20 protein-coding genes, 2 tRNA genes and 1 other RNA gene are annotated in these 19256 nt (G+C 72.4%); 11 read left to right on the forward strand and 12 right to left on the reverse strand.

Annotated features, from left to right (window positions below; genetic code table 11):
- Positions 1 to 114 precede the first annotated feature (114 nt).
- Both AB0B97_RS30935 and AB0B97_RS30940 read right to left on the reverse strand, forming a co-directional pair.
- The gene (locus tag AB0B97_RS30935) at positions 115 to 1278 is read right to left on the reverse strand and encodes a HAMP domain-containing sensor histidine kinase (protein ID WP_357498678.1); all 1164 of its coding nucleotides are present in this window, start codon (positions 1276 to 1278) and stop codon (positions 115 to 117) included.
- Positions 1275 to 1931, reverse strand: a complete 657-nt coding sequence (locus AB0B97_RS30940) for a response regulator transcription factor (RefSeq protein ID WP_357498680.1) — start codon at positions 1929 to 1931, stop codon at positions 1275 to 1277. Before AB0B97_RS30940 ends, AB0B97_RS30935 begins: the two co-directional genes overlap by 4 nt.
- 129 nt (positions 1932 to 2060) lie before the next feature.
- Here AB0B97_RS30940 and AB0B97_RS30945 point away from each other — a divergent pair, with 129 nt between their 5' ends.
- The 4 genes from AB0B97_RS30945 to AB0B97_RS30960 are packed head-to-tail and all read left to right on the forward strand — an operon-like array spanning position 2061 to position 5588.
- On the forward strand, positions 2061 to 2585 hold the full coding sequence (locus AB0B97_RS30945) for a hypothetical protein (RefSeq protein WP_357498682.1): 525 nt from the start codon (positions 2061 to 2063) through the stop codon (positions 2583 to 2585).
- Positions 2582 to 3670 (forward strand): peptidoglycan-binding protein, encoded by a 1089-nt coding sequence (locus AB0B97_RS30950; protein ID WP_357498684.1) that lies wholly within the window; start codon positions 2582 to 2584, stop codon positions 3668 to 3670. The genes AB0B97_RS30945 and AB0B97_RS30950 overlap by 4 nt, the downstream gene beginning before the upstream one ends.
- Entirely contained in the window at positions 3667 to 4377 is a 711-nt protein-coding gene (locus AB0B97_RS30955) for an ABC transporter ATP-binding protein (protein ID WP_357498686.1), read from the forward strand. The genes AB0B97_RS30950 and AB0B97_RS30955 overlap by 4 nt, the downstream gene beginning before the upstream one ends.
- Positions 4374 to 5588, forward strand: coding sequence for an ABC transporter permease (locus AB0B97_RS30960; RefSeq protein ID WP_357498688.1), 1215 nt, complete (start codon positions 4374 to 4376; stop codon positions 5586 to 5588). Before AB0B97_RS30955 ends, AB0B97_RS30960 begins: the two co-directional genes overlap by 4 nt.
- Before the next feature lie 172 nt (positions 5589 to 5760).
- Here the strand turns inward: AB0B97_RS30960 and deoD are convergent, their stop codons facing one another.
- Positions 5761 to 6468 carry a purine-nucleoside phosphorylase gene (deoD, locus tag AB0B97_RS30965; RefSeq protein ID WP_030328147.1) on the reverse strand — a complete coding sequence of 236 codons (708 nt, stop codon included), beginning with the start codon at positions 6466 to 6468 and terminating at the stop codon, positions 5761 to 5763.
- A 75-nt stretch (positions 6469 to 6543) separates the two neighbouring features.
- Here deoD and AB0B97_RS30970 point away from each other — a divergent pair.
- A tRNA-Ser gene (locus tag AB0B97_RS30970) sits at positions 6544 to 6630 on the forward strand.
- A gap of 56 nt (positions 6631 to 6686) precedes the next feature.
- Here the strand turns inward: AB0B97_RS30970 and AB0B97_RS30975 are convergent.
- Entirely contained in the window at positions 6687 to 7436 is a 750-nt protein-coding gene (locus AB0B97_RS30975) for an SDR family oxidoreductase (RefSeq protein ID WP_357498690.1), read from the reverse strand.
- A gap of 130 nt (positions 7437 to 7566) precedes the next feature.
- Here AB0B97_RS30975 and AB0B97_RS30980 point away from each other — a divergent pair, with 130 nt between their 5' ends.
- Complete coding sequence (locus tag AB0B97_RS30980; protein WP_357498692.1) at positions 7567 to 8199, forward strand: TetR/AcrR family transcriptional regulator; 633 nt, start codon at positions 7567 to 7569, stop codon at positions 8197 to 8199.
- Positions 8200 to 8203: 4 nt separating this feature from the next.
- On the opposite strand, the gene AB0B97_RS30985 is transcribed toward AB0B97_RS30980, so the two are convergent.
- Positions 8204 to 9139, reverse strand: a complete 936-nt coding sequence (locus AB0B97_RS30985; RefSeq protein ID WP_357498694.1) for a TetR/AcrR family transcriptional regulator C-terminal domain-containing protein — start codon at positions 9137 to 9139, stop codon at positions 8204 to 8206.
- Between the two features lie 167 nt (positions 9140 to 9306).
- Here AB0B97_RS30985 and AB0B97_RS30990 point away from each other — a divergent pair, with 167 nt between their 5' ends.
- Positions 9307 to 10920, forward strand: coding sequence for a carboxylesterase/lipase family protein (locus AB0B97_RS30990; protein ID WP_357498696.1), 1614 nt, complete (start codon positions 9307 to 9309; stop codon positions 10918 to 10920).
- 55 nt (positions 10921 to 10975) lie between these two features.
- On the opposite strand, the gene AB0B97_RS30995 is transcribed toward AB0B97_RS30990, so the two are convergent.
- Complete coding sequence (locus tag AB0B97_RS30995) at positions 10976 to 11470, reverse strand: hypothetical protein (protein WP_357498757.1); 495 nt, start codon at positions 11468 to 11470, stop codon at positions 10976 to 10978.
- 93 nt (positions 11471 to 11563) lie between these two features.
- Positions 11564 to 12118, reverse strand: a complete 555-nt coding sequence (locus AB0B97_RS31000; protein WP_357498698.1) for a hypothetical protein — start codon at positions 12116 to 12118, stop codon at positions 11564 to 11566.
- Between the two features lie 99 nt (positions 12119 to 12217).
- On the opposite strand from AB0B97_RS31000, the gene AB0B97_RS31005 reads away from it, so the two are divergent.
- Positions 12218 to 12862, forward strand: coding sequence for a DUF1349 domain-containing protein (locus AB0B97_RS31005; protein ID WP_357498700.1), 645 nt, complete (start codon positions 12218 to 12220; stop codon positions 12860 to 12862).
- Between the two features lie 5 nt (positions 12863 to 12867).
- Here AB0B97_RS31005 and AB0B97_RS31010 read toward each other — a convergent pair whose 3' ends face one another.
- Together AB0B97_RS31010 and AB0B97_RS31015 are read right to left on the reverse strand one after the other, a co-directional pair.
- Positions 12868 to 13059 (reverse strand): DUF397 domain-containing protein, encoded by a 192-nt coding sequence (locus AB0B97_RS31010; protein ID WP_357498702.1) that lies wholly within the window; start codon positions 13057 to 13059, stop codon positions 12868 to 12870.
- The gene (locus AB0B97_RS31015; protein ID WP_357498704.1) at positions 13050 to 13817 is read right to left on the reverse strand and encodes a helix-turn-helix transcriptional regulator; all 768 of its coding nucleotides are present in this window, start codon (positions 13815 to 13817) and stop codon (positions 13050 to 13052) included. The genes AB0B97_RS31010 and AB0B97_RS31015 overlap by 10 nt, the downstream gene beginning before the upstream one ends.
- A gap of 199 nt (positions 13818 to 14016) precedes the next feature.
- Between AB0B97_RS31015 and AB0B97_RS31020 the strand changes: the two genes are divergently transcribed.
- Complete coding sequence (locus tag AB0B97_RS31020; protein WP_357498706.1) at positions 14017 to 14253, forward strand: flavin reductase; 237 nt, start codon at positions 14017 to 14019, stop codon at positions 14251 to 14253.
- Between the two features lie 20 nt (positions 14254 to 14273).
- Here the strand turns inward: AB0B97_RS31020 and AB0B97_RS31025 are convergent, their stop codons facing one another.
- Together AB0B97_RS31025 and AB0B97_RS31030 are read right to left on the reverse strand one after the other, a co-directional pair.
- Positions 14274 to 15110, reverse strand: coding sequence for a class I SAM-dependent methyltransferase (locus AB0B97_RS31025; protein ID WP_357498708.1), 837 nt, complete (start codon positions 15108 to 15110; stop codon positions 14274 to 14276).
- 77 nt (positions 15111 to 15187) lie between these two features.
- A tRNA-Ser gene (locus tag AB0B97_RS31030) sits at positions 15188 to 15272 on the reverse strand.
- An 82-nt stretch (positions 15273 to 15354) separates the two neighbouring features.
- Here AB0B97_RS31030 and ffs point away from each other — a divergent pair.
- Positions 15355 to 15444, forward strand: an RNA gene (ffs, locus tag AB0B97_RS31035) — signal recognition particle sRNA small type.
- A 189-nt stretch (positions 15445 to 15633) separates the two neighbouring features.
- Entirely contained in the window at positions 15634 to 18540 is a 2907-nt protein-coding gene (locus tag AB0B97_RS31040) for a DNA polymerase III subunit gamma and tau (RefSeq protein WP_357498710.1), read from the forward strand.
- 15 nt (positions 18541 to 18555) lie between these two features.
- On the opposite strand, the gene AB0B97_RS31045 is transcribed toward AB0B97_RS31040, so the two are convergent.
- Positions 18556 to 19236 (reverse strand): DUF998 domain-containing protein, encoded by a 681-nt coding sequence (locus AB0B97_RS31045; RefSeq protein WP_357498712.1) that lies wholly within the window; start codon positions 19234 to 19236, stop codon positions 18556 to 18558.
- Between the last annotated feature and the right edge of the window lie 20 nt (positions 19237 to 19256).

Consider the following 19256-nt stretch of genomic DNA (forward strand, 5'->3'; position numbering starts at 1 on the left):
GGCCTCTCCCGGCCGCCGCTGGCGGTCGCGTGGCCGGGAGAGGCGGCTCACGCAGTCAGTGTCCCCGGCCGCCGAACCGCGGGCTGCCAGGCCACGCGCGGCTGTGTCGGGTGGTCACGGTGGGGGCAGGGTCACCGTGACGGTCAGGCCACCGCCCGCGCGGGGCTGCGCGTCGACGCTGCCGCCGTGGGCACGCGTCACGGCCCGGACGATCGACAACCCCAGGCCGAAACCCCTGGCGCCCGCGACCCGCTCCCGGGACAGCCTGCGGAACGGCTGGAACATGGTCTCCACGTCGTAGCCGGCGATCACCGGGCCGGTGTTCGTCACCGTGAGCGTGGGCCGGCCTCCGACGAGCCCGGTGCGCACCTCGACCCAGCCGTCGGTGGCCAGGTTGTGCCGCAGCGCGTTCTCCACCAGGTTGAACGTGAGCCGTTCCAACAGCACCGGGTCGCCGCTGGCCGGGGCCGGCGCGAGTGACAGGTGCACGGGCAGGTCGGGCGCCTGCCTGCCGGCCTGGTCGGTCACGTGCGCGCAGACCTCGGCCAGGTCGACAGGCGTACGGTCGGTCAGCTCGTTCTCCGAGTCGGCCAGGGTCAGCAGGCCGTCGATCAGCCGCTCGTGCCGCTCGTTGACCGCCAGCAGTGACTCGCCCAGCCGGCGGGTCTCCGCCGACGCGTCCGGACGGGTGATGGCCAGCTCCACCAGCGCGCGGTTGAGCGCCAACGGCGTACGCAACTCGTGCGACGCGTTCGCCACGAACCGCCGCTGCCCGTCGAACGAACGGTCCAACCGTTCCAGCATCTCGTCGAACGTGTCGGCGAGTTCGCGGACCTCGTCGCGGGGGCCGACGAGGGCGATCCGCTCGTGCAGGCCCCGACCGGCGGTGTCCGCGCCGGCGATCCGCCGCGCGGTGTCGGTGACCTGGTGCAGTGGCTGCAACGCCCGGCCCGCCAGCAGCCAGCCGAACGCGATCGCCGCCGCCGAGACCACGACCAGCGCGATGCCGCCCTGGGTGAGCAGCGACTCCAGCGCGCTGCGTTTCGCCTCGTCCTGCGCCTGTTCCACCAGGGACCGCAGCATCTCGATGTTCTGCCCGTTACCCGAGCTGGGAGTGGTCACCCCGACCTTCGGCAGGTCGCGCAGGCTCACCCCGAACGGCTGCGGCATCCGCTGGTCCACCAGCACGTACGTGACCGCGAGCAGGACGATGCCGGCCAGCAGGAACAGCCCGCCGTAGATGAGGGTGAGCCGGGCACGGATCGTGAGGCGTTTCATCGGATCCGGTACCCCGCTCCCGGCACCGTCTCGATCACCGGTGGGTCGCCGAGCTTGCGGCGCAGCTTCATCACCGTCACCCGGACCACATTGGTGAACGGGTCGATGTGCTCGTCCCAGGCACGTTCCAGCAGGTCCTCGGCGGAGACCACCGCGCCGTCGGCGCGCAGCAGCTCGACGAGTACGGCGAACTCCTTGCGGGACAGGGCCACGTGCCGGTCGTCGCGGCGTACCTCGTGGCGGGCCGGGTCGAGCTGGATGCCGGCGCGGCGCAGGGTCGGAGGCGCGGCCGGGCGGGCCCGGCGCGTCAGCGCGTGCACCCGTGCCGACAGCTCGACCAGGGCGAACGGCTTCGTCAGGTAGTCGTCCGCCCCGAGCGCGAGCCCCGCCACCCGCTCCCGTACCGCCGCCGCGGCGGTCAGCATCAACACCCGGGTCTCGCCGCCCGCATCCACGATCGCCCGGCACACGTCGTCGCCGTGCACCACCGGCAGGTCCCGGTCTAGGACCACGACGGCGTACTCGTTGACACCGAGCCGTTCCAACGCCGCGTCGCCGTCGTACGCCACGTCGACCGCGAACGACTCCCGGCGCAGCCACTCGGCGATGGCGTCCGCCAGCACGCTCTCGTCCTCGACCACCAGCACTCTCACGTGTCCATGGTCCCCGGGGCGCGGTAACTGCGGCATAACCGCGCACGGTTACGCCCGGGATACGCGCTCTGCCGTGCACTGGGTCCGACGTCCGGCGAGCCACGCCGGACACCAGCGGAGGTGAACACCATGCGACGACAGGTGCTCGTGGTGCCCGTCCTGCTCGCCCTGGCGCTGGCCGGGTGCCGTGCGGGAGGCGACGACGGTGGCGGGGTCGCGACGGCCGGCGGCGCGAAGACCGGCGCCTCGGCGAGCGCCGCCGGGGTCGGCGACTCGGAGCGGCAGCTCGACTTCGCCCGGTGCATGCGCGAGAACGGGGTGGACATGCCCGACCCGGAGCCGGGCGGTCGCCCGGGGTTCCGCTTCGGCGCGGACGTCGACCAGCAGAAGGTCCAGGCGGCCATGGAGAAGTGTCGCGACAAGCTGCCCAACGGTGGGCAGGGCCCACAGCTCAACCCGGAGCAGGCCGAGCAGATGCGCACCCTGGCCAAGTGCATGCGGGAGAACGGCGTACCGGACTTCCCGGACCCGGACGCCGACGGCCGGATCCAAATTCCGAAGGCCGGCAAGGCGTTCGACATCGGTGATCCGACGATGAAGGCCGCGCTGGAGAAGTGCCGGCAGTACGCGCCGCAGTTCGGAGGCGGACGGTGACCCGTGGCGTCCGGCGTTCCCGGCTGCGTGCCGCCGTCGCCGGCGGCGTCGTCCTGCTGGTCGCCGCCGTGGGCGCGGTCGCCGCGATCGGCTTCGGTGGCGGTTCCACCGGAGACGCCGCCGAGGCCAGCGCGCCGACGGCCACCGCCGTGATCACCCGACAGACCCTCGCCGACGCGCAGACCGCCGACGGCGAACTGGGGTACGGCACGACCCGCACCGCCACCAGTCGACTCGGCGGCACGATCACCGGGGTGCCGGCGACCGGGTCGACGGTGCGGCGCGGCAAGGCGCTCTACCTCGTCGACAACGAGGAGGTGGTGCTCCTCTACGGCGGGTTGCCCGCGTACCGGACGCTCACGCCCGGCGTGGAGGGTCCGGACGTCACCCAGTTCGAGCGGAACCTCAAGGCGCTGGGCTACACCGGGTTCACGGTCGACGACGAGTACACCGGCGACACCGCCGACGCGGTCCGTGACTGGCAGGAGGACCTCGGCCTGCCCGAGACCGGCCGGGTCGAGCCGGGGCGCGTCGTGTACGCCGACGGCGAGGTCCGGGTGGAGAGCCACCAGGCCGACGTCGGTGCCGTCGCTCAGCCCGGTCAGGCGGTGCTGACCTACACCGGCACCAGCCGGGTGGTCACCGTCGACCTGGACGTGGACGACCAGCGGCTGGCCAAGCCGAAGGCGAAGGTGACGGTGAAGCTGCCGGACGGCCGGTCGGTGGGCGGCACGGTCAGCACTGTCGAGACGGTCGTCCAGGCCGGTGCCACAGGTGCCGACGGGCAGTCCGGCGAGGCCGAGACGAAGATCGAGGTGACGGTCGCCGTCACCGACCCGAAGGCTCTCGCCGGCTTCGACCAGGCCAGCGCCGACGTGACGTTCACCGCCTCGGAGCGGCGTGACGTGCTCACCGTCCCGGTGGCGGCGCTGCTCGCGCTCGCCGAGGGCGGGTACGGCGTCGAGGTCGTCGACGGCGGGGCGAGCCGCATCGTCGCGGTGACCACCGGGCTGTTCGCCGACGGTCGTGTCGAGGTCAGCGGCTCGGAGATCGCCGAGGGCATGACCGTGGTGATGCCGAAATGAGCGGTGACGTGATCGTCCTCGACCGGGTCGGCAAGCGCTACGCCGGCGGTGTGGTGGCGTTGAACGACGTCTCGTTGCGGGTCGGCCACGGCGAGCTGGTGGCCATCGTCGGCCCGTCCGGCTCGGGCAAGTCGACGATGCTGCACCTGATCGGCACCCTGGACCGGCCGTCGTCGGGCAGCGTACTCATCGACGGGTACGACGCGGCGAAGCTGACCGACCGCGAGCTGTCGGCGCTGCGGGCCACCCGGATCGGCTTCGTGTTCCAGCAGTTTCACCTGGCCCCCGGCGTCCCGGTCGTGGACAACGTGGCCGACGGTCTGCTCTACGCCGGCGTACCCCTGCGGAGGCGGCGCGAACGCGCGGAGGCCGCGTTGGTCCGGGTCGGTCTGGGCCACCGGCTCGGGCACCGGCCGCACGAGCTGTCCGGCGGCGAACGGCAGCGGGTGGCGGTGGCCCGGGCGGTGGTCGGCGAGCCGGCGGTGCTGCTGGCCGACGAGCCGACCGGCAACCTGGACTCCGCCTCCGGAGCCGGGGTGCTGGACCTGCTGCACGAGCTGCACCGGGCCGGCACCACTGTGGTGGTCATCACGCACGACCGGGAGATCGCGGAGAGCCTGCCCCGGCAGGTACGGATGCGGGACGGCGCGGTACGGCACGATTCGGCCCTCGCGACGGCCCTCGCGACGGGCGGAGGCGTCCGATGACGACGACCACGCCGGCGCGGCTCGTCCCGGCCCGGATGGGTCCGGCGGACGTCCTACGGGTGGGCGGGGTCGGCCTGCGGACCCGCCCACTGCGGGCGTTCCTCTCCGCGCTGGGCATCGCGATCGGCATCGCCGCGATGATCGCTGTCGTCGGCATCTCCTCGTCGTCCCGGGCCGAGCTGGACCGCGCGCTCGACGCCCTCGGCACCAACCTGCTCACCGTCGAGCCGGGCAACACCCTGTTCGGCGCGGACGCGCAGCTGCCCGAGGAGTCGATCGCCATGATCGGCCGGATCGGCCCGGTCACGCAGGTGTCCGCCACCGGGCAGGTCTCCGACGCCAAGGTCTACCGCTCCGACCGGATCCCGGAGGCGGAGACCGGAGGCATCGCCACCAGGGCGGCACGACTGGACCTGCTCGGCACCGTCGGAGCCGAGCTGGCCAGCGGCACCTGGCTGAACGAGGCCACCGCCCGCTATCCGGCGGTGGTCCTGGGCGCCACCGCCGCGCAGCGGCTCGGCATCACCACTGCCGATCCGCAGGTGCAGGTGTGGCTGGGCGGACGGTGGTTCACCGTGGTCGGCGTGCTGGCGGCCGCACCGCTCGCCCCGGAGCTGGACACGGCGGCGCTGGTCGGCTGGTCCGCCGCGACCGGCTACCTGGGGTTCGACGGGCACCCCACCACCGTCTACACCCGGGCGCGGGAGTCGCAGGTCGAGGCGGTGCGGTCGGTGCTCGGCGCGACCGCCAACCCCGAGGCGCCGAACGAGGTGGAGGTGTCCCGTCCCTCCGACGCGCTGGCCGCCGCCGAGGCGACCGACGCCGCGTTCACCGGGCTGCTGCTGGGCCTCGGGGCGGTCGCCCTGTTGGTCGGAGGGGTCGGTGTGGCGAACACCATGGTGATCTCGGTGCTGGAGCGACGGGCCGAGGTCGGCCTCCGCCGGTCGCTCGGGGCGACCCGCGGTCAGGTACGCACCCAGTTCCTCGCCGAGTCGCTGCTGCTCTCCGCGCTCGGCGGGATCGGCGGGGTGCTGCTGGGCATCCTGGTCACCTCGGGATACGCCCTGTCGCAGGGCTGGCCGACAGTGGTGCCGGCGTGGGCGATGCTCGGCGGGGTGGCCGCGACCCTGGTCATCGGTGGCTTCGCCGGCCTCTACCCGGCGGTGCGCGCCGCCCGCCTCGCGCCGACCGAGGCACTCGCGGCCGTCTGACCGCTGTGGCGGGGTCTGGGCTGGCGTGGCGTGGCTCGGGATGGCGTGGCGCGGTTTGAGCTGGCGTGGCGGCTCGGCCCTGGCGTGATGCCGAAGAGCGGTATGACTCAGAGGAATAAATATTCCTCTGAGTCATACCGCTCTCGGCAGTGACACCGCCCGCCGGGACGGGTCAGGCGATGATCGTGTCGAGCGCGATCTCGACCATCTGGCTGAACGTCTGCTCCCGCTCCTCGGAGGTGGTCTTCTCGCCGGTCTTGATGTGGTCGCTGACGGTCAGCACGGTCAGCGCGCGGGCCTTGAAGCGGGCGGCGATCGTGTAGAGCGCCGCCGACTCCATCTCCACCGCCAGCACGCCGTAGTCGGCGAGCGTGTCGTAGAGGTCCGGCCGGTCGGTGTAGAAGGCGTCCGCCGCCAGGATCGGGCCGACGTGCATGCTGATGCCGCGCCGCTCGGCCACCTCGACCGAGGTACGCAGCAGACCGAAGTCGGCCACCGGGGCGTAGTCGATCAGCCCGTCGAAGCGCATCCGGTTCATGTTCGAGTCGGTGGACGACCCGATCGCCGCGACCACGTCGCGCAGTTGCAGGTCGGTGCTGAGGGCACCGCAGGAACCGACGCGGATCAGCGTCTTCACGCCGTACTCGTTGATCAGTTCGTGGGCGTAGATGGAGGCCGACGGCATGCCCATGCCGGAGCCCTGGACCGAGACCTCGACGCCGTTCCAGCGGCCGGTGAAGCCCAGCATGCCCCGAACCGTCGAGTAGCAGGTCGCGCCCTCGAGGTAGGTCTCCGCGATCCACTTGGCCCGCAGGGGGTCACCCGGCATCAGGACCCGCTCGGCGATCTCGCCCGGCTTCGCGCCGATGTGCGTACTCATGGCAAAGATCCTGCCAGGCCGGCCCGGGCGATACCGGTTCGGCGTCCGAACCGGCGGTCCTGTACCCTCGTCGGCGGTGGCGTGTCCGAGCGGCCTAAGGAGCACGCCTCGAAAGCGTGTGAGGGTTAACGCCCTCCGAGGGTTCAAATCCCTCCGCCACCGCTCTGTAGTGCAGAAACGCCCGGTCGATCCGCGAGGATCGACCGGGCGTTTTCGCGTCAGAGCTGCTGTTCGCCGCCGTCGACGAAGAGCTCGCCGCCGGTCATGAAGCTGCTCTGGTCGGAGGCGAGGAAGAGCGCGGCGTTGGCGATCTCGTCGGGGTGGGCCATGCGCTGCATGGGCACGCCCGAGGCGATGGCCTGGAGCAGCCCGGGAGCCTCCGCGGGGCTGGGCGCGAGGCCCGCGAGCCCCGGTGTCTCGGTCGAGCCGGGCACCAGGGTGTTGACCCGGATCTTCCGGCCGATCAGCTCGGCGGCCCAGGTCCGCCCGAACGAGCGGATGGCCGCCTTGGACGCGGCGTAGACGCTGAACGCCGGGGTGCCGTTGCTGGCGGCCGTCGAACCGGTGAGCACGATCGACGCACCCTCGTTGAGCAGGGGCAGGGCCTTCTGCACCGTGAAGATGGTGCCGTAGATGTTGGTGTCGAAGGTGGTGGCGACGTGCTCGACCGTGATCGCGTCGAGCGAACGGAACTCCCCACCGCCGGCGTTGGCGAACACCACGTCCAGCCCGGCACCCCGCTCCTCGATCGCCCGCATGACCCGGTCCAGGTCGTCGAGCTTGCTGACATCGCTGGCGATGCCGGTGACGTTGGCGCCGATGCTGGCCACGGCCTCGTCCACCGGGCCCTTACGGCGGCCGGTGATGAAGACGTACGCGCCTTCGGCGGCGAAGCGGCGGGCGGTGGCCAGGCCGATGCCCGTGGTGCCCCCGGTGACGAGGGCGGTCTTGCCGTCGAGCTGTCCCACGATTGATCTCCTTCACGAATTGTGTACCGAGCGGTACTGATCCGACCGTAGCAACCGCTGACCTGCGCCGCAAATTTCTGTACCGATCGGTTCAGGCGCGGGTAGGATGAGTCGCGGGAGGTGGTGGTTCGTGCCACAACGAGGGCGACCGCGCGGCTTCGACGCCGACGAGGCGCTGGAGCGCGCGCTGGAGGTGTTCTGGCGCCAGGGGTACGAGGGCGCCTCGATGAGCGACCTCACCGCCGCCATGGGCATCAACAAGCCCAGCCTCTACGCCGCCTTCGGCAGCAAGGAGGAGTTGTTCCGCAAGGCCGTGACCCGCTACGCCGAACAGGACATGGAGTACGCGCGGCACGCTTTCGCCCAACCCACCGCGTACGAGGTCGTCGCCACTCTGCTGCGCGAGAACGTGCTCGCCGTGACCCGACCCGACCGGCCGGCCGGGTGCCTGTCGATCCAGGGCGGCACCGCCTGCTCCAGCGAGAACGCGGCTGTCGCCGGGTTCCTCGCCAGCAGTCGCCTGGCCGGTGAGCTCGCTCTCGCCGACCGGTTCACCCGCGCCGTCGCCGAGGGCGACCTACCCGCCGACGCCGATCCGGCCGCGCTCGCCCGCTTCGTCATGAGCGTCACCGAGGGGCAGGCGATTCACGCCGCTGCCGGGGTGGCTCGGGAGGACCTGCGCCAGACGGCGGAGATCGCGCTCGCCGGGTTCGCCGCCGTGTCCGGGGCGCGGCGTCCCGCGTCCGCGGACAGCCCGGCCTGACCGCTCACGGTCGGACGAGCGCCGCGATCCCGTCGAGGAGCCGTTGCAGCCCGAACTCGAAGAGGCTGTCGACGGTGAGGTCGATCGCCGACCGGGAGAGCCGGGCCAGGTACGGAAACTCGCCAGCCGCGAGCAGCCGGCCGAACACGTCGGCCTGGGCCACCATCCATTCGTCATCGGTCAGGCCGGTGTCCTGTTCCGCCTCGGCCCCCTGCTGGAGGGTCACCGCCGCGCCCCGTACGTGGTTGGCCAGGGCGGCCACCAGGTGTAGCTGGGTGTGCGGGTCCAGGCCGCATCCGGCGAGGGCGCGCAGGGCGCATTCCGTGTGCGCGACGGCGTGCGGTGCCATCAGCGGGCGGGTCAGCGAGATGACCTGGGCCAGCCAGGGGTGTCGACAGTAGATCGACCACTGCAGCCGGCAGAGCAGCTCCAGTTGGGCCCGCCACCCGGGCGGGAGCGTGCCGGGCACCCGATGCGCGGCGAAGGCGGCGTCCGCCATCAGCAACAGCAGGTGCTCCTTGCCGCGGACCTGCCGGTACAGCGACATGGTCGGCACGTCCAGGTCGGTCGCGATGCGCCGCATGCTCAGCCCCGCCAGCCCCTCGGAGTCGGCGATGCCGATGGCCGTGCGCACCATCTGGTCCCGGGTCACCCCGTGGGCCGGCCCGCGGCGCACCTCGACCCGGCCGCCCCGGCCGGGCGGCGCGGGCTCCGAGCCGGCGACCACCATGCCCACACCGGGCACCGCCCGGAGCAGGCCTTCCTGCCGGAGCGCGGTGAGGGCGCGGCTCGCGGTCGCCATGGCGACACCCCACTCCCGGACCAGCTGGCGGGTGGACGGCACCCGGTCACCGGGACCCAGCTCACCGGACGCGATGCGCCGCCGTAGCTCCGCGACGATGCGCAGGTACGGAGGTGTGGTCCCGTCGATCTCCGGCACGGCCGTCCTTCCGTCGGCCGGAGCCTAGCGCACTAGAGCACCTGGTCCCGTCCGTCGACCCTTCCCGAGGGCTGCCCGTGGGTGCACTAGAGCTGTCTGGTCGACCCGTCACCGAGTCGCGATGCTCGACGCGTACGCCGTACAGCATTCGATGATGGGGGACTGTCATGACCAGCATCCCGTACCGCCGGTGGGTCGTCGCGACCGCGCTCTTCGCGGCGGCGACGGTGGGGACGGCGGCCGGTCCGGCCGCCGGGGCCGCCAACCGACAGGGCGCGGCCGTGGTGCGGACCGACCAGGGGGCCCTCCGGGGGACCGTCGCGGCGGACCACCTGACGTTCGAGGGCATCCCGTACGCGCGTCCGCCGCTGGGCGCGCTGCGCTGGGCCCCGCCGCGACCCGGCCCACAGTGGACAGGCGTACGCGACGCGACCCGGCCCGGCCCCGCCTGCGCGCAACTGGAGGGACTGCCGATGGACGACGCGTCGGCGTCCGAGGACTGCCTCTACCTCAACGTCACCACGCCCCGCACCTCCGCTCGAACGCCGCGACCGGTGCTGGTGTGGCTGCACGGCGGTGACTTCCGGTTCGGCCAGGGTGACGCCTACGGCGGCGCACGACTGGCCGCCGATGGGGATCTCATCGTCGTCACGGTGAACTACCGGCTCGGTGCGCTCGGCTTTCTGGCGCATCCGGCGCTGGCCGGCCCGGACGGGTCCACCGGCAACTACGGGTTGCAGGACCAGCAGGCGGCGCTGCGCTGGGTGCGGCGCAACGCGGCGGCCTTCGGCGGGGACCCGGGCAGCGTCACCCTCGCCGGCCAGTCGGCCGGCGCGACAAGTGTCTGCGCCCACCTCGCCGCGCCCGGCTCCGCCGGCCTGTTCCACCGCGCGATCATGCAGAGCAACTCGTGCGCCAACCCCGTTCAGACCCGGGCGGAGGCGGTCGAGGCGGCGCGGGAGTTCGCCCGGCGGGTGGGTTGCACCGATCCCGGTGTGCTCGCCGCCTGCCTCCGGGGGCGGGACACCGCCACGCTTGTCGACGCGGTCGGCTACCCGGGCGCGGGTGTCGACCTGGGCCCGGTGGTCGACGGTCGTACCCTGCCGGTGGATCCGGCGGACGCGCTGGTCAGCGGCCGGATGCATCCGGTGCCGGTGTTGATCGGTACGAACCGCGACGAGTCCACGCTCCAGGTGTGGGGGATGGAACGCAGCGGGATGAACTGCCCCCGGCCGCCCGCGCCCGGGCAGGAGCCCGAGTCGTGCCCGCTCACCGACGACAGGTACCGCGAGCAGGTACGCGCGATGTTCGGCGAGCGGGCCCAGGAGGTGCTGGCCCGCTATCCGAGCGACGACACACGCTCCGCCAGCGAGGCGTTGGGGGCCGTGTGGACCGATCAGGCGTACGCGGAGCCGATCTTCACGGCCGCGCTGGCGTTCACTCGGACGGTGCCGACGTACGTGTACGAGTTCGCCGACGAGGATGCGCCGTTCTTCGCCGAGGGACCGGAGCCGACCTTCCCGACCGGCGCGTACCACTGCGCCGAACTGCCGTACCTGTTCGACGTCGACTACGCCGAGGCGCTCACGCCCACCCAGCGGCGGCTCTCCGGCGAGATGGTCCGCGCCTGGAGCGACTTCGCCCGGACGGGTCGGCCCGGGTGGCCCCGGCTGCGCGACCGCGCCGGGTACGTGCGGGTCCTGGCCGGTGACGGCGGGTCGGGCACGACGGACTTCGCGGCTGGCCACTCGTACGACTTCTGGCGGTCGCTGCGCGGCTGACATCGTGCCGGGCGGCAGGTCCAACGTGGACCAGCCGCCCGGCACGACGGACGGGTCAGCAGGGAGCCGCGCCCTCGTCGAAGAGGCGGCGGGCCCAGTCGGCGTACCCGGCGATGGTCTTTCGGACCGTGCGCCCGTCGTGCAGGAACAGGTACGCGCGGTCGCCGCTGCGGGCGAGCAGCCCGTCGAGGCGGTGCGTCCCCTGTGGAGCGGGCAGTCGCGTGACGGACGGGTAGCGGGCCCAGACCTCGTCGATCGGCGAGCCGGCGGTGATGCCCTCCGGTGTGCGCATCGGGTCACCGACCCACAGCAGCACCAGCCTGTCCTCGATGAAGACCGGGCTGACCGTGTCGTGGCCGGTGAGCACCGGCCCACAGGCGTCCTGGACGGTACGCAGGACGCCCCGGCGGGTCAGCTCTGCCTCGGTGTCGCCGAACTCGATGTTGCGCAGGCCGTTCAGGTCAATGACCTCGACGTTGCCGGCGGGTCGGTTCGGTGGCATCGGGCCGGGCGGTGGCGGGCCGCTGCCCGCGATCGAGGCAGCCGTCAGCAGCATGGCAATAAACACGAATTGTCGCAATTTCATGGAATCCCCCAGTCCCCCAACGGGACGGGGCCGCTCAGGTTGCTGCCCGTCGCCGGATTACTGGTTTTCCCACTGCTCGACAAGCTCGTCCCAGTAGTCGGCGCTGAGTCGCCGCCGTCCGTGCGCCAGCCAGCCGTCGGTGTTGCGCTCCAGGTGCAACCCCACCTCGGCGAACGGGTCGATCCACGCTCCCCGCTCGACGCCGAGCTGGACCAACGCCGCGTTGATCGGCCACTCTTCGCGCGGCGCGTCGAGGACGTCGTCGAAGCGCGGTCCCCAGGACAGCGCGCCGCCCAGCCACACCGCGGCCGACTGGTGGCCGACGCCACCGCCGAACTCGGCCTCCACGTACGCCACCGGCCCCGACCGCGACCAGCGGGCCACCAGGTCGGCCAGTGCCGGCGACAGCACCAGCTCGAACGGGTGCGCGGCGCTGCGGTCCTCGGTCGCGTAATCCGGCAGCGAACCGGTCAGCTCCACCACCAACTGCGGCGTGATCGGCAGCAGCGCGAAATCCTGCCGCAGCTCGCCGAGGACCGCGTGATCCAGCTCGGCGGTGTGCTCGCGGAGCAGGTCCGCGTCCGCGACCACCGCGCTGAGCTGGTAACCCATCGAACCCTCCGCCGTCCACAGCCTGTGGATAGAACATGTGTACGACGGGCTCCGGGTGCCGCCGGTCTGTGGAACGGTACCGGTGTAGCTTCCTATGGCATGGCTGATCAACTGACCGTGCCGGGTATGCCGACGCCACTCGTGCCCTCGTCCGCAGCGCTGTGGCGGGTCGATGAGGCGACCGGTGCGGTCACGGTGTCGGCGCAGCCACGCACGGACCTCTTCATCGACCCGAGCGGCGGCGGTGCGGGCGACAGTACCGCGCCGAGCCCGGCACCCGTGCTCAACGCGGCAACGCTGCTCGGCGACCTGCCGCCGGAGGGCGACTTCCAGTTCAGCGCCCGGGTCAGCGTGGCCTTCGGAGCGACCTTCGACGCCGGGGTGCTCCTGCTCTGGCGCGACGAACGGTGCTGGGGAAAGTTGTGCTTCGAGTTCTCACCCGAGGCTGAGCCCATGATCGTGTCGGTCATCTGTCGGGGCGTTGCCGACGACGCGAACGCCTTCGTCGTTCCCGACCGGTCGGTGTGGCTGCGGGTCTCCCGGATCGGCCGGGTCTACGCGTACCACGCCGCACTCGACGGCCGGACCTGGCAGTTGATCCGCGTGTTCGGTTTCGACGGAGACACGTCCCGCGACCGGATCGGGTTCGCGGGCCAGTCACCGACCGGCGAGGGGTGCAGCGTGACCTTCGACGAGATCCAGTTCCGGCCCGAACGTCTCGCCGATCTCCGCGACGGTTCCTGACGCCTTCACGCCTCCCGGGCGAGCTGGGTGACGAACGCCCGCCAGGCCGTCGGCGCGAAGGTGAGCGCCGGACCGCTCGGGTCCTTGGAATCCCGTACGCCGATCACGCCGGGCAGGTTGTCGGCGACCTCGACACAGTTGCCGCCGTTGCCGCTGCTGCGACTGCTCTTGCGCCACCGGGCGCCGTTCAGCTCCATGTCTCCGCCACTTCCGTCATCAGATCGACCGACTGCCAGTGCGACAGCGCCTCGCCGCGCACGTTCTCCCATGCCGCCATCATGGCCGCGATGTCGTCGGGGTCGCTAGCCACTTGTCCCTGGAGTTGGTTGTCCAGGTAGCCGGCGACCCGGTGGTCGTGGCTGTGCGCGATCACGAACGGCCCGTTGAGGCCGGCGTACGCGCCGACCGCGCTGGGCACCACGTGCACCCGGATGTGCGGCTCCGTGCAGGCGGCGACCACGGCCAGCAGTTGCTCGCGCATTGTCGCCCGGCCGCCCACCGGCCGGCGGAGGATCGCCTCGTCGATGACGGCCGTGAACTGCGGCGGGTCGTCCCGCTTCAGCACGCCCTGCCGGTTCAACCGCACGGTGAGGTGCCGCTCGATCTCGCCGCGCGGGATCAGGCCCGCGCCGCCGAGAACCGCGCGGGCGTACGCCTCGGTCTGGAGCAGGCCCGGCAGGACTGTCGACTCGTATGACCGCAGCGACACCGCCTCACGCTCGATTTCCTGCCACGGACGAAACCAGATGGGGTCACGACGTCTTGAAGTGTCCGGCCAGATGTCCGACACGTCCTTGTGGAGGGCTTCCGCTGCCGCGAACCGATGCCGAGGATGCGGGATGCGGCCCTCGGTCAGCCAACGCGCCACGGTCTTCGGGTCGACGCCGACGGTCTCGGCGAGGGATTCGGTGGTGTGCCCGGTGTCGTTCAGTGCCACCCGCAGCGCGTCGTTCACGGCCCCTCCATCGGATGTCTCGAATATCTGGAAACCATATCGCTACGCGGTGTACTTGTCCGATTACGCGGCCGAGGGTGGTCCACAGAAGACGGCGTGGCCGGTGGAGGTGTGAGAGCCCGGCGGCCTGCGTCAGTCAGGGGGTCGCCCCGGCGGGGAGGGCGGGGCGACTCCCTTCCACCGCCAAGGAGGCTCGACCATGCCCCGCCGCCGGGACCACCTACCGACCCGACCCACCTGGCGCTGCGCGGCGTGCGGCATCGCCTGGCCCTGCTCGGCGGCGAAGCTGCGGCTGCTCGGCGAGTACCGCAACGACCGGTTGGCGCTGGCCGTCTACCTCGCGACGCTCCAGGCCGAGGCCGGTGAACAACTCCGGGACGTGGAACCGGCCCGGCTCACCGAACGCTTCCTCTCCTGGGCCCGCGCCCGCGGGTGACCGACGGCCTTCACCTGGCCTCAGGGTCGCCAGATGGCAATGCCCACGTCCTGGCGGCGCTCGGCGAAGAGGCCATCTCGCGCCGTCGTCGTCAGAAGGTCGCGCAGATCGGCCTCGAAGGTGGGGAGCCGGTCGCCGAACAGGTGCGGCGCCGAACTGGACAGCGAGAACACCGCCGAGGCCACCTCGGCCACCGACCGTTCCACGACCATCCCCTGCTCGATGGTCAGTCGGGTGGGGCCGGCGAAGCCCGCCGCCAGCATGATCTCCGCTTCGCCCCCGGGGGTGCCGGCGGGCAGTGCTCCCTGACCGGCCCGGCGGATCGGCCCCAGGTAACGCGCGACCAGCTCGGTGATCTGCGGCCAGGGCGGTCGCGGGTAGGGCAACCCGTCGTCGCCGTTCACGCCCTGGTGGGTGTTGGCGCTGACATGGACCCAGGCCCCGTCGGGCGCGAGCATGTCGCGGACCCGCCGGGCCACCAACGGCCGGTCCATCCAGTGGTACGACTGGGCGAACGTGGCCACCCGGAACGTACCCAGGTCGGCCGGCAGGTCCTCGGCGCGCAGGTGCCGCCACTCGACGGTGGTGACCCCGGCCTCGCCGGCCCGCCGCTGCGCCTCGGTGAGCATGTCCCGGTCGGCGTCCACCCCGACCGCCGCCTCGAACAGGGGCGCCAGCAGCAACGTCAACGACCCCGGGCCGCAACCGACGTCCAGGAGGCGGCCGGTGCAGTCCAGGTCGAGCGCGCTGCCGATGGTCTCGGCGAGTTCCGGCGGGTACGGCCACCGGCCCACGCTGTAGTGGCGGGCGCTGCCCGCGTACAACGTCTCGTCCCACTCCCACGCGGTCTCCGCCATGGCGTCGATGACACCACAACAAAAACGCCCAGCCGACCGGTTATCGGTCTGCTGGGCGTTGCTGCTGCTCAGGCGAGCGGAGGATACGAGATTCGAACTCGTGAGGGTGTAAACCCAACACGCTTTCCAAGCGTGCGCCCTAGGCCTCTAGGCGAATCCTCCGCGAGCCAGGATACAGGCCCCCGTCGGTCGGGCCACCCCACCACCCCCTGAAGATCGACGGGCCGTCGGGTAGGGTTGGCGTCACCTCCCGTGCGGCGGTATCTCGTGAACCTCCCCAGGGCCGGAAGGCAGCAAGGATAAGCGAGCTCTGCCGGGTGCACGGGAGGCCTTTTTGTTTCCGGGGCCTTGATCCACTCCAGGTCGCCGATGTGGGGCTGTTCTGGGCCGTGGATACCGCCACGTCGCCGAGATGGAGTCGATCAAGCGCGGCAACCCGGGGTAACCCAAGCTGCCCGGCGGGGTGGGTGGTCACCCGCGCCCGACCGGCGCAGAATGGCTCGGTCGAGAGGAGGCGGGACGAGTGACGCTGGCGCTCTACCGCAAGTACCGGCCACGTACCTTCGCCGAGGTTATCGGGCAGGAACACGTCACCGAACCGTTGTCGCAGGCGCTGCGCAGCGGCCGGCTCAACCACGCCTACCTCTTCTCCGGCCCCCGTGGCTGCGGCAAGACCTCCAGCGCCCGGATTCTGGCGCGCTCGCTCAACTGTGAGCAGGGCCCCACCCCCGAGCCGTGCGGCAAGTGTGAGTCGTGCCGCTCGCTGGCCATCGACGGTGCCGGCTCCATCGACGTGATCGAGATCGACGCGGCCAGCCACGGTGGTGTCGACGACGCCCGTGAGCTGCGCGAGCGTGCGTTCTTCGCGCCAGCCAGCAGCCGCTTCAAGATCTACGTGATCGACGAGGCGCACATGGTCTCGACCCAGGGCTTCAACGCCCTGCTCAAGCTCGTCGAGGAGCCCCCGGAGTACGTCAAGTTCATCTTCGCCACCACCGAGCCGGAGAAGGTCCTCGGCACGATCCGGTCGCGGACCCACCACTACCCGTTCCGGCTGATCCCGCCGAAGATCCTCCGCCCGTACCTGGAGCAGCTCACCCAGGCCGAGGGCGTCGCCGTCGAACCGGCGGTCTTCCCGCTTGTGGTTCGCGCCGGTGGGGGCAGCGCCCGGGACAGCCTCTCCGTGCTCGACCAGCTCATCGCCGGCGCCGGTCCCGAGGGCGTCAGCTACGCCCGCGCCGCCGCGCTGCTCGGGGTCACCGACGCCGCGCTGATCGACGAGATGTGCGACGCGCTGGCCGCCGGTGACGGCGCCGCCGCGTACGCCACCGTCGACCGGGTCGCCGAGGCCGGCCACGACCCGCGCCGGTTCGCCTCCGACCTGCTGGAACGGCTGCGCGACCTCATCGTGCTCCAGCAGGTGCCGGACGCCGCCGCGAAGGGCCTCATCGACGGCCCCGCCGACCAGATCGAGCGGATGGCCGCCCAGGCGTCCCAGCTCGGCCCGGCCACGCTCTCCCGCTGCGCCGACATCGTGCACGACGGCCTGGTGGAGATGCGCGGCACCACCGCGCCCCGCCTGCTGCTGGAGCTGATCTGCGCCCGGATGCTGCTGCCCGGCGTGGACGACTCCGCAGGCGGCCTCCTCCAGCGCCTCGAGCGGATGGAACGCCGGCTCACCCTGGGCGGCACCGACGCGCCATCGGCCACCGCCGGCTCCGCGTCAGCAGCCCCCCAAGGAGTACGCCCACAGCACGCCCCTCCGGTCCCGGCTGCCGCCACCCCGGCGCCAGTGAACGCCCCGACCTCCGCACCGCCGTGGGACGTCGACCCGACCGCGTCCCCGACCCCTGGCGCTCGGGCTGCCGACGTCGCCGGCTCGGGCGTGGTGGGTTCGGGTACCGCCGCCTCGGGCGCTCGCGTTTCCGGCGCACCGGCCTCGTACACGCCCTCGGGCGCCGACTCACCGATTCCGGCCTCACCCGGTGCGTCGGCCGTCGCCGCATCGACCTCCGCTGACCCGGCCACCGCACCCGTCTCGCCCGCCGGACCGGGCACCGCCCCGCGTCGTGTGGTGCCGCCGTCGGCCGTGCTGCCCGACCCGGCGACACCCGTGCCGCCTCGCCCCGGTGCGCCGGCCGCCGCACTGGACGCCGTTGCCGTCCGCCGGGTCTGGCCCGACGTGGTCGGCAAGGTCAACCGGACCAACAAGCGGATCGCCGCCCTCATGCGCGACGCGGTGGTACGGGAACTCGACGGCGACATGCTGGTGCTGACGGTGAAGTCCACAGTGCTGGCCAAGATGATGGCCGACCACGCGGCGGTGCTCACCGACGCGCTCTACGAGGAGCTGGGCGGACGCTGGCAGATCCGCTGCGAGGTGGCCGGCGAGCGGGGTGGCGTGTCGCTGTCCGGCCCGCCGCGCTCCCAGCCGGCCGCGCCACCCCGCCCGACCGCTACCACGCAGCCAACCGCGCCGACCGCTGCCGCGCAGCCAACCGCGCCGATGGCTGCCCCGCAGCCGAACGCGCCGACCTCGAACGCGCCGATGGCTGCCCCGCAGCCGACTGCGCCGACCTCGACCGTGCCGACCGCTGCCGCGCAGCCGTCCATGCCGACCCCGGGCACGCCGACCCAGACCCCGGCCGCGCCGACTGCCGCCGCGCCGACTGCTCCGGCGGATGTCCGATCTGCCCCCACGAACACGTCTCCGGCCTCGGCGAACACGGCCGCCCCGGCTGGCTCGACGAACGCCCCGGCTGGTGACGACGAGGACGACTGGCCGGAGGCTGCGCGCCCCGGTGGCAGTGCTCCTGCCGCCCCGGCGACCGATGACGACGACTGGCCGGAGGCCGCCCGACCGGGCGGCACCGCCGTGGACAACCGCGACTCCGCCTCGGGCGGCGCATCCGCACCCGTGTCGACAAGCGTGAACGGTGCCGACGCGGCCCACACCCGATCGAACGGCGCCGCGAACGGTTCCGGCCCGGGGGCGAACGGTGGCGGCCCCGGCGGCTCCGGCGCGGTGACCGGCAAGCCGGACGCGCGGGCGGGCAACCCGACGCCGGGGGCCCGGCAGCCGGCGTCAGCCGGTGGCGCACCGGTGAGCAGCGCCATCGCCGCCGCACGAGCGGCGGCGGCGGGGCGCGGTACGCGTACCGCATCGGCGGCCCGGCCCGTCGCGGACGCCGAATGGGCCGGCGAACCGCCTTACGACCCGGACTTCGACGGCCCGCAGCGCGGTAGGCGCCCGGGTGGCGGCGGGGCGCCGGCGGCGGTACCGACCTATGAGGGGTTCGACCCGGGCGACGAACCGTTGGACGAGGTCATCGACGAGAAGACGGCCCGGGAGTCCAGCGAGGAACAGGCGGTACGGCTGCTCCGGGAGACCTTCGGCGCCGAGAAGATCGACGAGGTGGACGCCCGCTGACACCCGGCCCGCCGATCATGAAGCGATGTGGCTCGCGGGTTCCTGGGCGACGTTGACGGGCGGGGTTTCCGCGAGCAGGGCACCCAGGCAGCAGGCCCACACGGGAAAGGGCAGCACCGCCACGCGTTCCATGCCGCCCACGCCGATCCCGAGGCCCTGCTGGGCGAAGAACAGCACGGTCCCCGCCAGCGCGGTCAGCCCGGCGGCAAGGGTGAGCGCTCGCCACCGGCCGAGCATCGTGGTGTGCGGGGCGAAGCCGGCGAGGAGCAGCCCGATGTTGCCCAGGCCCATGATCAGGAACGCGCCGAGGACGTGCCGGTTCTCGTCGACGTCCGCCGGATAGAGGGCCACCAGGGCGTACCCACCGGCAGACAGCAGCAGCAGCGTCTGCGCCGAGCGCACCACCGCGCCGCGACCGAGTAACCGCCAGGTCAGCAGGAGCCCGGCGGCGAGCAGCACGGCGGTGGCCAGGATCGCGGCGTTCATCAACGGGTGCCAGGGGGAGCAGACGTACCGGGGCCGGGTGGTGTCCCAGCTGCCGCAGTGGACGTTGCCGAGGTCGCTGATGTTGTGGCTGGCCCAGCTGTAGGCCGGCTCGCGCCAGCGCAGGCCGGTGACCAGGCTGGCGACGAGGAAGACAGGTGCGGCGATCACCCAGCACAGCGCGCCGACCCGGCCCGTGGGGTTGAGGTTCATGCTGTCGAGCAGACCAGCGC

This window comes from Micromonospora sp. NPDC049004 (assembly GCF_040649315.1).
GTDB lineage: Bacteria > Actinomycetota > Actinomycetes > Mycobacteriales > Micromonosporaceae > Micromonospora.